The sequence below is a fragment of the Pseudarthrobacter albicanus genome (genome assembly GCF_018224015.1).
GTDB lineage: Bacteria > Actinomycetota > Actinomycetes > Actinomycetales > Micrococcaceae > Arthrobacter > Arthrobacter albicanus.
The window spans coordinates 22,459-34,371 of sequence record NZ_JAGPOT010000071.1 but is presented as its reverse complement, the minus strand read 5'-3'; the positions used below and the strand labels follow the sequence as shown (position 1 = coordinate 34,371).

Below are 11,913 nucleotides of genomic sequence, written 5' to 3'. Positions count from 1 at the left end.
CCAGCTCGAAGCGGACCTCTACCGGCCCCCGTACTACCACCCCGGCATGGACGCCCCGGAAATCAAATACCTGATGGAACGCCGCCGCGAACTCGGCGGCTTCGTCCCCGAACGCCGGCACAAGCACACCGATATCACCCTCCCGGACGAAAAGGTCTACGAGGTCGCCAACCGCGGGTCCGGCAAGCAGCACGCCGCCACCACGATGGCATTCGTCCGGCTGCTCAAGGACCTCATGCGGGACAAGGAGTTCGGCAAGCGCATCGTGCCGATCATCCCGGACGAGGCCCGCACCTTCGGGATGGACGCGTTCTTCCCGACCGCGAAGATCTACAACCCGAACGGGCAGAACTACCTTTCCGTGGACCGCGAACTCGTCCTGGCCTACAAGGAGTCCATCTCCGGGCAGATCGTGCACGCCGGCATCAACGAGGCCGGATCCGTCGCCGCGTTCACGGCCGCGGGCACGTCCTACGCCACCCACGGCGAACCGCTGATCCCGGTCTACGTCTTCTACTCGATGTTCGGTTTCCAGCGCACCGGCGACTCCTTCTGGGCCGCGGCGGACCAGATGACCCGCGGGTTCATCATCGGCGCCACCGCGGGCCGGACCACGCTGACCGGCGAAGGCCTGCAGCACGCGGACGGGCACTCCCCGCTCCTGGCCTCCACGAACCCCGCGGTCGTCAGCTACGACCCGGCGTACGGCTACGAGATCGGCGTGATCGTCCGCGACGGCCTGAACCGCATGTACGGCCCCGCCTCCGCCGCCGGAACAGACACCGACCGGAACCTGATGTACTACCTCACGGTCTACAACGAGCCGATCATCCAGCCTCCGGCACCGGAGAACATGGACGTCGAGGGCATCGTCAAGGGCATCTACCTGCTCGCACCGGCCAGGATCGACGGCCCGCGCACGCAGATCCTCGCCTCCGGGGTGTCCGTCCCCTGGGCCCTCGAAGCCCAGAAGGTCCTCGCCGAGGACTGGGGCGTCTCCGCGGACGTCTGGTCCGTGACGTCCTGGACCGAACTGCGCCGCGACGGAATGGCCGCCGAGGAGGAAGCCTTCCTCAACCCGGGCCAGCCGGCACGCGTCCCGTTCGTCACCCGGCAGCTCGCCGGCGCCACCGGACCCATCGTGGCAGTCACCGACTACATGAAGGCCGTCCCCGACCAGATCCGCCAGTTCCTCCCGAACGAGTTCGCCTCGCTCGGCGCGGACGGTTTCGGCTTCTCCGACACCAGGGCCGCAGCGCGCCGCTTCTTCAAGAACGACGTCCACTCGGTGGTGGTCCGTTCCCTGCAGATGCTGGCACGCCGCGGCGAGGTCGACGCCCAGGCTCCGGCCCAGGCCATCGAGAAGTACAAGCTGCACAACGTCAACGCCGGCACCACCGGCAACGCGGGCGGCGACTCCTAACTGCGCGCCAGCGCAAGAAACGGCGCAAGGAACAGGCCCAGATAACGGCGCACGACGGCGGTTCCCACCGGAGGGTGGGGACCGCCGTCGGACGTTTAAGCCGGCGGTCCGGCTGTGATCCGGAACTGTGATCCAGGGCTGTGATCCAGAACTGTGATTTAGGGCAAAGCGAGTTGTAGCCTTCGCACAAATGGAGCTTGGGCGGCCGGCACCGTATGCTCGATGCATGGCAGAGCCGATCACCACTCCCGCAAAACGCAAGCCAAGCTCGAGGGCGATGACTCCGGAGAAAGCCGAGACCCTCAAGAAGCTCCGGGCAAGCGTCGGCCAGCTGTCCACCACCACCCTGCGCCAGCTGGAGAAGTCCCTCCCGTGGTACAGCAGGCTGAATTCCGACGAACGCTCCGCCCTGGGCATGGTGGCCCAGAACGGCATCGCGGCCTTCGTCACCTGGTATGAGCGCCCCAGCTCGCCGTCGTGGATCCTGACCGACGTCTTCGGCACCGCACCCACCGAACTCACCCGCTCGATCAGCCTGCAGAAGGCCCTCCAGCTCATCCGGATCGTCGTGGAAGTCGTGGAGGACCAGGTGCCGGTGATCGCCCCGGAAGCCGACCAGTCGGCCCTGCGCGAAGCGGTGCTGCGCTACTCGCGGGAGGTCGCCTTCGCCGCCGCCGATGTGTACGCCCGCGCCGCGGAATCCCGCGGCTCCTGGGACACGCGGCTGGAAGCGCTGATTGTCGACGCCATCCTGCGCGGCGAAAACACCGATGCCCTGCGCTCCCGGATCGCCGCGCTTGGCTGGAAGGCACAGGAACGGTTCACCGTAATGGTGGGGAATTCCCCGTCCGAACCGAGCGCCAGCTATGTCAGCGAACTGCGCCGCACCGCCGGCCGCTTCGCCGAGGACGCGCTCGTGGGCATCCAGGGCGACAGGCTCATCCTCATCCTCGGCGGGGTCAAGGACCGCGAGACGGCCTACCTGAAACTCAGCGAACTCTTCGCCCCCGGGCCCGTGGTCTACGGCGCCGAGGCGGCCTCCCTGCTCGAGGCCAGCAGCTCCGCCCAGTCAGCCTTCGCGGGGCTGACGGCGGCCCGCGCCTGGCCCTCCGCGCCGCGCCCGGTGGCGGCGGACGACCTCCTGCCCGAACGGGTGATCTCCGGGGACGACGCCGCCCGGCGGTCCCTCGTCAAGAACATCTACCGGCCCCTGCTGGCGGCGTCCAACGGGCTCGTGGAGACCCTGGGCGCGTACTTGGAACTGGGCCACTCGCTGGAGGCGACGGCCCGGGAACTCTTCGTCCACGCCAACACCGTGCGGTACCGGCTCAAGCGGGTCTGCGACGTCACGGGCTGGGATCCGCTCCTGCCCCGGGAGGCCTTCGTGCTCCAGACAGCGCTGGTGGTGGGCAGGCTCGCCGCTCCGGTGAAGCCCTCCACGGAACGCCAGCCGTCCCGCAACAACCCCTGATCAGTTGTAGACTTCCTACAAACTGGCCCGGTGACCTTGGTGCATGACTACACCGATAATCACGCGGTAATTTGGAAAGCTGGATACGTGCTTGCAATCGTTTGCCCTGGACAGGGCTCCCAGACCCCTGGCTTTCTGGCCCCGTGGCTAGAACTGCCTCCCGTCGCAGGCCACCTGGCCTCCCTCAGCGAGATAGCAGGGATCGACCTCGCCGCCCACGGCACCACCTCCGATGAAGAGACGATCAAGGACACCGCCGTGGCGCAGCCCCTGATCGTCGCCGCCGGGCTGGTGGCCGCGCAGTCCCTGTTCGACGTCGAACTCGGCACGCTTCCGGTGATCCTCGCCGGACACTCCGTCGGCGAGATCACGGCCTCGGCCCTGGCCGGAGTCCTGACCGAAACCGAAGCCATGACCTTTGTCCGCGAACGCGCCAACAGCATGGCCGCCGCCGCCGCAGCCACCCCCACCGGGATGAGCGCGGTGGTGGGCGGTGACCCCGCCGAGGTGCTGATAGCCATTAAGGCCTGCGGCGCCACCGCGGCCAACGTCAACGGCGCCGGCCAGACGGTCGCCGCCGGCACCCTGGACCAGCTCAAGGCCCTCGCGGAGAACCCGCCGGCCAAGGCCCGCGTGATCCCGCTGAAGGTGGCCGGCGCCTTCCACACCTCGCACATGTCCCCCGCGGCCGCGGCCCTGCAGGCGCTCCGGCCCTCGCTCCACCCGCGGAACCCGCAGGTTCCCCTGCTGTCCAACTTCGACGGCGCGGAGGTCACCGACGGTGCCGCCGCCGTCGAGAGCCTGATCGCCCAGGTCTCCCGCCCGGTCCGCTGGGACCTCTGCATGGAGACCCTGGTGCAGCGCGGCGTCACCGGCGTGATTGAACTCGCCCCGGCCGGAACACTCGCCGGACTGGCCAGGCGCTCCATGCCCGGCGTCAAGACCGTCACCGTCAAGACCCCGGACGACCTCTCCGCCGCCCTGGCCCTATTTGCAGAACTGGAAGGACAGGCATGAGCGTTCCCACCCTGAAGCAGGCGCCCCGGCACGAGAACACCCGCATTTTGGGCGTCGGCGCCTACCGGCCCGACGTGATCGTCACCAACGACGACGTCTGCCAGTGGATTGACTCCTCCGATGAGTGGATCCGTCAGCGCACCGGCATCATCACCCGGCACCGTGCACCCGCCGACGTCAGCGTGATCGACATGGCCGAAGGCGCAGCCCGCGAGGCGCTCGAGAAGGCCGGCATCGAGGCTTCCCAGCTCGGCGCCGTGATCGTCTCCACCGTCACGCACCCGTACGCGACGCCGTCCGCCGCCGCCAGCCTTGCCGACCGGATCGGCGCGACGCCGTCCCCGGCCTTCGACATCTCCGCCGCCTGCGCGGGCTACTGCTACGGCATCGCCCAGGCCGACGCGCTGGTGCGCTCCGGTGCCGCCGACTACGTCCTGGTCGTCGGCGCCGAGAAGCTCTCCGACGTCATCGACAACACCGAACGGACGATCTCCTTCCTGCTCGGCGACGGCGCCGGCGCCGTCGTGATCGGCCCCTCCGACACCCCCGGGATCGGCCCCTCGGTCTGGGGTTCGGACGGCAGCAAGTGGGACGCCATCGGCATGACCGGCTCGATGCTGGACCTGCGCGAACTCGTGACGACCGGCAAACGTCCCGGCGCGCTCACCGACGCCGAAGCCGCCGCGACCGACGCCGCGCTGTGGCCCACCCTGCGCCAGGACGGCCAGACGGTGTTCCGCTGGGCGGTCTGGGAGATGGCCAAGGTGGCCCAGCAGGCGCTGGACGCCGCCGGCATCACCGCCGATGACCTCGCGGCATTCATCCCGCACCAGGCGAACATGCGGATCATCGACGAGATGGCCAAGCAGCTGAAGCTGCCGGAGACCGTCACAATCGCCCGGGACATCGCCGACGCCGGCAACACCTCGGCCGCGTCCATCCCGCTGGCCACCCACCGCCTGCTGCAGGAAAACCCGGAGCTGAGCGGCGGCCTGGCACTGCAGATCGGCTTCGGCGCCGGCCTGGTCTTCGGCGCCCAGGTGATCGTGCTTCCGTAGCACCTCAAGCACCTCCCCCGAACTGCATACGTCCAACCCAGCACCCGTTCCCGCACCAAGCCGAACCCTCGGTTTGAGTCATTTCCGCCCGAGGCTGCCGGCACTCCACCGGCCGCCGCTGGCAATAACAAGAAAAGGAGCCACCAATGGCTAGCAACGAAGAGATCCTGTCCGGCCTGGCTGAAATCGTCAACGAAGAGACGGGCCTGGCAACGGAAGCTGTCGAGCTGGACAAGTCCTTCACCGAGGACCTGGACATCGACTCCATCTCCATGATGACGATCGTGGTCAACGCCGAAGAGAAGTTCGGCGTGCGCATCCCGGACGAAGAGGTCAAGAACCTCAAGACCGTCGGCGACGCCGTCAGCTTCATCGCCAACGCCCAGGCCTGATCCTGGCTTTACTGGCTCCGGCCGGCAACGGCTGAACCCGTGGCCGGTCCGGGGCGCCGCCTGGCGCCCCGGACCGGCCCATCCAGCATCACGAGAGTTTGCTTCACCATCAGCAGAGTTTGCGCGACCCAGTTCGCAAAACCGAAGAGATTTCCCCACGCAGGCCCCGGCGATCCGGTTCACGGTTCCGGACATGGCAGGCGCACCGACAGAGAGTGATCCCATGGCACGCAAAGTAGTCATTACCGGTCTGGGTGCCACCACACCCATTGGCGGCGATGTCCCCACGATGTGGAGGAATGCGCTGAAGGGCGTCTCCGGAGCCCACACGCTGGAGGACGACTGGGTGGCCAAGTACGAGCTGCCTGTCCACTTTGCCGCCCGCGCCACCACCCCCGCGACCGAGGTCCTGAGCCGGGTCGAAGCCAAGCGCATGGACCCGTCCACGCAGTTCGCCGTCGTCGCCGCCCGCGAGGCCTGGGCCGACTCCGGCATCACCGAAGTGGACCACGACCGGCTCGCCGTGGCTTTTGCCACCGGCATCGGCGGCGTCTGGACCCTCCTGGATGCGTGGGACACCCTGCGCGAAAAGGGCCCCCGCCGGGTCCTCCCGATGACCGTGCCCATGCTGATGCCCAACGGCCCGGCGGCGGCGGTCAGCCTCGACCTGGGCGCCCGTGCCGGCGCCCACACCCCCGTCTCCGCCTGCGCGTCCGGCACCGAGGCCGTCCACGTGGGCCTGGACCTGATCCGCTCCGGCAAGGCCGACGTCGTCGTCTGCGGCGGCGCCGAAGCGGCCATCCACCCGATGCCGATTGCCGCGTTCTCCTCGATGCAGGCGCTCTCCCGCCGGAACGATGATCCCGAGGGCGCCTCCCGGCCCTACGACCTCGGCCGCGACGGCTTCGTCATGGGCGAAGGCGCCGGAGCCCTGGTGCTGGAAGCCGAAGAGCACGCCCTGGCCCGCGGCGCCCGGATCTACGCCGAACTCGCCGGCACCTCGGTCACCGCCGACGCGTACCACATCACGGCCCCGGACCCCGAGGGCCTGGGGGCCACCCGCGCGCTCAAGGCAGCCATGTTCGACGGCCGCATCCAGCCCGAGGACGTGGTGCACGTCAACGCGCACGCCACCTCCACCCCCGTGGGCGACAAGCCCGAGTACACGGCCCTGAAGGCCGCCCTCGGCAACCACGTGGACAGCGTGGCAGTCTCGGCCACGAAGTCCCAGATGGGCCACCTGCTGGGCGCCTCCGGCGCCGTGGAAGCCGTGCTGACTGTCCTGGCCGTGTACGAGCGCAAGGCGCCGGTGACGATCAACCTGGAGAACCAGGATCCGGAGATCCCGCTCGACGTCGTCACAACGGCCCGCGACCTGCCCGGCGGCAGCATCGTGGCGCTGAGCAACTCCTTCGGCTTCGGCGGCCACAACGCCGTCATCGCCGTGCGCAGCATCTAGCACTTTCTGCGGGGCCTTCCGCGGGCTCTCAGCGCCCAGATGACAGATGGCGGCAATGTTCACGGTGAACATTGCCGCCATCTGTCATCTGGCGTAGCTATGGAGTTGAGGGCAGCCGAGTTTGGGACTCAGCCGACCTGGTGCAGCCAGCGGACGGGGGCGCCTTCGGCGGCGTGCCGGAAGGGCTCGAGTTCCTCGTCCCAGGCTTCGCCGAGGGCCAGGGACAGCTCATGGTAGACGGCGGAGGGGTCCCCGGCACCGGATTCGTAGGCGTAGCGGATGCGGTCCTCGGAGACCATGATGTTGCCGTGGACATCGGTGACGGCATGGAAGATGCCGAGCTCGGGGGTGTGGGACCAGCGGCTGCCGTCGACTCCCGGGCTGGGCTCCTCCGTGACTTCATAGCGCAGGTGCGCCCAGCCGCGGAGCGCGGACGCCAGTTGGGCCCCCGTGCCCGGGGTTCCGGTCCACGAAAGCTCGGCCCGGTACATTCCGGGCGCGGCGGGTTGAGCGGTCCACTCCAGATCCGTCCGCTTGTCCACGACAGACCCTATGGCCCACTCAACGTGGGGGCACAGGGCTGTCGGGGCCGAGTGAACAAACAAAACACCGCGGGTCAGTGCAACAGACATTCCATCCTCCATAGCTATAGGTACGTCTTCCCCAACGACCTCTGCCTGGATGTCTGTCTGTTGCGCGGATCCGAATCGGTGCCGGTGGTCCCTGCCAGACTATTAAATTCTTGCCGGATTTCGAGCTGGGGCGCAAAACACTCCAGCTTCAAGTACAACTTGAAACTTACCCGGTGTGAGTTCCATTCTGCCGTACCCCCTCTAATTACGCCAGTGGAATTCGGCGCGTCTTCCCCGGCTCGCCGTAAGCGGTAATTTCGGCGTCATAAAGTCCCCGGTTCAGGCCCGCGGATGCGCCTGCTGGTAGCTCTGCCGGAGCCGCTCGACCGAGACGTGGGTGTAGATCTGGGTGGTCGCCAGGCTGCTGTGGCCCAGGATTTCCTGGACCGCCCGCAGGTCCGCCCCGCCGTCGAGCAGATGGGTCGCGGCCGAGTGCCGCAGGGCGTGCGGACCGGTCGCGGCCGTGTCCCCCAGCTCCGCCAGCATTTCCTTGACGACGCTGCGGACCTGCCGCTGGTCGACGCGTCTGCCGCGGGCGCCGAGGAACAGGGCCGCGCCGCTGGTACCTGTGGCCAGGGCCGGACGGCCCCGGCGGAGCCAGTCGTCGACGGCGAGCGCGGCCGGCACGCCGTAGGGCACCGTCCGTTCCTTGTTGCCCTTGCCGAGCACGCGCAGGGTCCGGCGGTCCGGATCGAGGTCATCCACGTCCATGCCCGCCAGCTCGCCGACCCGGATGCCGGTGGCGTACAGCAGTTCCACCATGGCCCGGTCGCGCAGGGCCAGCGGGCCGCCGTCGGACGCTGCGGCTTCGGCCCCTTCGACGAGCCGCAGGACCTGCTGCTGGTGCAGCACCCCGGGCAGGGACTTTTCCCGTTTAGGGGCCCTCAGCCGCAGGGCGGGATCGGCGTCGATCAGTTCCTCGCGGACGGCCCAGGCGGTGAAGGCGCGGGCGGTGGCGGAGCGGCGGGCCAGGGTGGCGCGGGACATCCCCGCCTCGCTCTGGGAGCCGAGCCAGCGCCGCAGCGTGCCCAGCTCCACGCCGTCAAGGGCCGTGACTCCCTCGGCCGCAGCCGAGGCCAACAGGCTTCCGACGTCCGAGAGGTAGGCGCGCACGGTGTGTGCCGAGCGCCCCCGTTCCGCCGACAGGTAGCGGCCGAAGCCGTGGGCCGCGGCGGCCAGCGCGGGCGGGAGCTGCTGTGTAGACACACCCCCACTCTCGCAGTATTCGCCGGCCGGTCAAGGAGCCCGACGGCGCGCCGCGGCCGTGTCTGCTGCCCGGGTACGCCCCGTGTTTTATCCCCCTGTCCCGGAGCGCTTCCAGCCGCCGCGGTGTGACTCGGCCAGGCCCAGCAGTCCGAGCCGGCCCAGGCCGCCGCGGACCGAGTCCGGGCTGAGCCCCGCCACCGCCGTCAGCTTCTCCACCGAGGTCGTGGTCCGCAGCGGAAGCGCGTCCAGCAGGATCAGGTCCTCCAGGGTCAGGCCGTCGTGGTCTTCCACCCTGCCGGTCTTGTCCGCGGGCAGGGAGTCGCCGCTGGACGAGGCCAGCTCCGCGATTTCGCCGGCGTCTGTGACACAGATGGCCCCGCCTTCGCGGAGCAGCCGGTGGCAGCCGGCGGAATTGGCGCTGTGCACCGAACCGGGGACGGCGCCCACTGCCCTGCCCAGGCTTTCGGCATGGTGGGCGGTGTTGAGTGCCCCTGACCTCCACCGGGCCTCGACGACGACCGTGACCGATGCCAGTGCCGCGATGAGCCTGTTCCGCTGCAGGAACCTGTACCGGGTGGGCGCCGAGCCCGGCGGCACCTCGGCCAGGACCGCGCCCTGGTTCGCGACGGCCCGGAGCAGGTCCTCGTTGCCTGAGGGGTAGAACCGGTCCACTCCCCCGGCCATCACCGCGATGGTGGGCATGCCTCCGGCGCTTCCCGCCAGGGCGGCACGGTGGGCGTGGGCATCGATCCCGTAGGCCCCGCCGGAGATGATGGTGTAGCCGCGCTGGGCCAGCGAGTAGGCAAGATCGCCCGTCACGGAGGATCCATAGGAGGTGCTGTCGCGGGAGCCCACCAGGGCGACGGACCTGGCGGCCGGCGGCAGTTCCTGTTCGACGCCGCGCCACCAGAGGCACAGGGGCTCCTGCAGGCCTAGATCCGCCAGCTGGCGTGGCCAGAGTTCATCGGCGGGGATGATCATGCGGCCTCCGAGCCGGGCCATCGTGGCGAGGTCCCGTGCCGGCGCCAGGTCCGGAACGCGGGGGGCCCAGCGTTTCAAGGCGTCGCGAAGGCCCGGCCAGGCACCGCAGGAGCCGCTGTCCGCCATCACCTGGAACATCTCCTGTTCCAGCCCCGGGCCGGCGGCCGACTGGCCCGTGGCTATCCTCAGGGCGTCCTCCGCTCCGGCGATCTGCACGAGGGCGAGCCCCGCCGCGTCCTGCGGTTCGAACAGGCGGGAGAGCGCGGCCCTGGCGATCCTTTCGTCGTCCCTCATGGTGTGTCCTTCCGCGTGGCTGATCGTTCGAATGGTGGTTGTTCCGGCGGAGCCGCCGGTACGGGGCTGCTGGTGGTCTGCCGGGCGTCCGGCGTCGGAGTTCATGCGGCGGCCACGGCGGCCTGCCGGAGGCTGAGCGCCTGCCCGATGTCGTCCGCGTGCGGAGTGTCCCGGCGGGACAGGTCGGCCAGGGTCCAGGCGAGACAGAGGATAGCCAAACAACAGATGTCTGGCAGCGGTTCATCCTCTACGGGGAGGGAAGGCGATATGGACCTACAGGAGCTCAAAGCGAAGTTCGCCGGCAAGCATGTGCAGTTCACCGGCATGTTCAGCAACGTTGACGGGCCGACCGGGAAAGTCTGGCGGGTCACCACACGCGGTATCTGGGTAACCCTGCCCGATGGTTCACGTCAGCAGTGGCACCCGGACTCGGTTACCGTCGTGCTGCCCGCGGGGCCCGCCCGCTGACCAATGTGAGCAATGGCACCCGGAAGAAATAGCAGCTGTTCCGAGTTCCACCGATCCACGCCCATAACCTCGCTGCGTCCGCTGGGGATGCAGCCACAGCAGCACCAGCCACCACAACTAGAGAAAAGGTTTCACCATGAGCACTACAGCAGTTCGGCCGCGCCCCAAAAAGAGCCACAGCAAGCCCGCTCTGACGCCTCCTGCCGGGTTTGAGCCCGCCACAGCCGACGACTTCACGGACAGATTCGACGGGTGGGTCGGCCCCACCATCGTCGATCCGGAGGGCAGCCCGGTAGCGTCCGCCACGTGGACGCCCGAGGGGGATCTGAAGCGCTACATCAACAGCGACGTCTACCCGGATTCGAACTGTCGCGAGGCTCGGGGCGTCCTGGCCCGTCTGGATGCATTGATCCACGCCGCCGCCGAGACGTGCCCCGTCAGCGGGTGTGTCGTGCCGGTCTCGGAGCATGATCCTTCCGGGACGCATGACTTCGAGAGTCAGTGGCTGACTTCCGATGATGAGACGGTCGGGCCGCTGATGACTGTCGGCCGGACTCAGGGCCCTGCCGGCGAGGGCGTCCATGTTCAGATTCCCCTTGAGCTGTTCAAAGACCTTGGCGCCGTCCTTGACGCCGAAGGGGACGTACTCGATCTCCGCGGATCCATCGAGGCCACTTCCAAGTTTGCGGCAGCCATCGTAGAGGCCGGGACCAAGCTGTTGGGGGCCATTGCAGAGCGCAAGCAGTAACGGAGTCCCGCTCCCGCGCTGATGTTTGAAATGTGGGGAATGAGTACTTGGAACACGCAAAAGGCACTGCTGCCCACCGCAACAGCGTCACAATTCGATGGACATACTCAGGAAAGCCCGTCCTTCGGCTTACGATCACCACAGGATCCGGCGTTGAGGGCCGGGCGCCGATTCGCACGCAACAAAAGGGGACTTGGGGACATGGGGACAAGAATTGCAGCGATAGCAGCGCTCGGCCTACTGCTGGCACTAACCGGATGCGGCGGCGGGAGTGGGCAGCCGTCCGGCCCTTCACCCACCGCGTCAGCGACTCCCTCACTAAAGCCGAGCGTGATGCCGGCCATCGAAGGCAAGCCGTTCAAGGACGCCAAAGACCTGCTGACGGCCAATGGTATTGCTTACGAGGCCGTGGGGTCGGATGGCGCCCGATTCAGGGTCCTTCCCGTACCCGACGCCATAATCGAAAGTGCTGACGTTGCCCAGGGCGGATCTGTTGCACGCGACAAAACTGTCGTCCTCCACATCAAAGGCACGGAGTCGGAACTCAACGCGAGGGCCGCGGCCCGCGCCACGTCCAATCTGCGCGGCCTGCGCACCCCCAAGCACCTGGCGCACCGTAGAGGCGTACCGCTTCCCGCCCGTAGCACTCGGCACAGCGCCGTCATTGAGGCTCTGGGCGATCCCAGCCAGTGACGCGCATCCTTGGCGCTTAGAGGCGATCTGGTGGATGGCGGCCTACCCCAACACTGTGACGGCGCACAGTA

The 11,913-nt window shown here is 68.4% G+C and carries 12 protein-coding genes; 9 read left to right on the top strand and 3 right to left on the bottom strand.

Going from position 1 to position 11,913, the window contains the following annotated elements:
- The 6 genes from J9611_RS15210 to fabF all read left to right on the top strand — a co-directional run.
- Positions 1-1,423, top strand: a 1,423-nt coding sequence (locus J9611_RS15210; protein ID WP_443701382.1) for a transketolase-like TK C-terminal-containing protein, incomplete at its 5' end; no start/stop codon positions are given.
- Positions 1,424-1,649: 226 nt separating this feature from the next.
- Positions 1,650-2,894, top strand: a complete 1,245-nt coding sequence (locus J9611_RS15205) for a PucR family transcriptional regulator (RefSeq protein ID WP_246527869.1) — start codon at positions 1,650-1,652, stop codon at positions 2,892-2,894.
- 87 nt (positions 2,895-2,981) lie between these two features.
- Positions 2,982-3,911 (top strand): ACP S-malonyltransferase, encoded by a 930-nt coding sequence (locus J9611_RS15200; protein WP_211881298.1) that lies wholly within the window; start codon positions 2,982-2,984, stop codon positions 3,909-3,911.
- On the top strand, positions 3,908-4,969 hold the full coding sequence (locus tag J9611_RS15195; protein WP_211881297.1) for a beta-ketoacyl-ACP synthase III: 1,062 nt from the start codon (positions 3,908-3,910) through the stop codon (positions 4,967-4,969). Before J9611_RS15200 ends, J9611_RS15195 begins: the two co-directional genes overlap by 4 nt.
- Positions 4,970-5,115: 146 nt before the next feature.
- Positions 5,116-5,361: an acyl carrier protein gene (locus tag J9611_RS15190; RefSeq protein ID WP_211881296.1), complete on the top strand. Its 246-nt coding sequence runs from the start codon at positions 5,116-5,118 to the stop codon at positions 5,359-5,361.
- Between the two features lie 223 nt (positions 5,362-5,584).
- Positions 5,585-6,820 (top strand): beta-ketoacyl-ACP synthase II, encoded by a 1,236-nt coding sequence (gene fabF, locus J9611_RS15185; RefSeq protein ID WP_211881295.1) that lies wholly within the window; start codon positions 5,585-5,587, stop codon positions 6,818-6,820.
- A gap of 128 nt (positions 6,821-6,948) precedes the next feature.
- Here fabF and J9611_RS15180 read toward each other — a convergent pair whose 3' ends face one another.
- The 3 genes from J9611_RS15180 to dprA all read right to left on the bottom strand — a co-directional run bounded on the left by J9611_RS15180 (position 6,949) and on the right by dprA (position 9,933).
- Positions 6,949-7,452, bottom strand: a complete 504-nt coding sequence (locus tag J9611_RS15180) for a DUF3145 domain-containing protein (RefSeq protein ID WP_211881293.1) — start codon at positions 7,450-7,452, stop codon at positions 6,949-6,951.
- Positions 7,453-7,731: 279 nt separating this feature from the next.
- A complete protein-coding gene (locus J9611_RS15175) occupies positions 7,732-8,658 on the bottom strand; it encodes a tyrosine recombinase XerC (RefSeq protein ID WP_211881291.1) in 927 nt (308 codons plus the stop codon).
- An 87-nt stretch (positions 8,659-8,745) separates the two neighbouring features.
- Entirely contained in the window at positions 8,746-9,933 is a 1,188-nt protein-coding gene (gene dprA, locus J9611_RS15170; protein ID WP_211881289.1) for a DNA-processing protein DprA, read from the bottom strand.
- A 267-nt stretch (positions 9,934-10,200) separates the two neighbouring features.
- Between dprA and J9611_RS15165 the strand changes: the two genes are divergently transcribed.
- The 3 genes from J9611_RS15165 to J9611_RS15155 all read left to right on the top strand — a co-directional run bounded on the left by J9611_RS15165 (position 10,201) and on the right by J9611_RS15155 (position 11,842).
- Positions 10,201-10,401, top strand: a complete 201-nt coding sequence (locus tag J9611_RS15165) for a hypothetical protein (protein ID WP_211881286.1) — start codon at positions 10,201-10,203, stop codon at positions 10,399-10,401.
- Positions 10,402-10,537: 136 nt separating this feature from the next.
- Positions 10,538-11,149, top strand: a complete 612-nt coding sequence (locus tag J9611_RS15160; protein WP_211881284.1) for an SNARE domain-containing protein — start codon at positions 10,538-10,540, stop codon at positions 11,147-11,149.
- A gap of 333 nt (positions 11,150-11,482) precedes the next feature.
- Entirely contained in the window at positions 11,483-11,842 is a 360-nt protein-coding gene (locus J9611_RS15155; RefSeq protein WP_211881282.1) for a PASTA domain-containing protein, read from the top strand.
- Positions 11,843-11,913 lie beyond the last annotated feature (71 nt).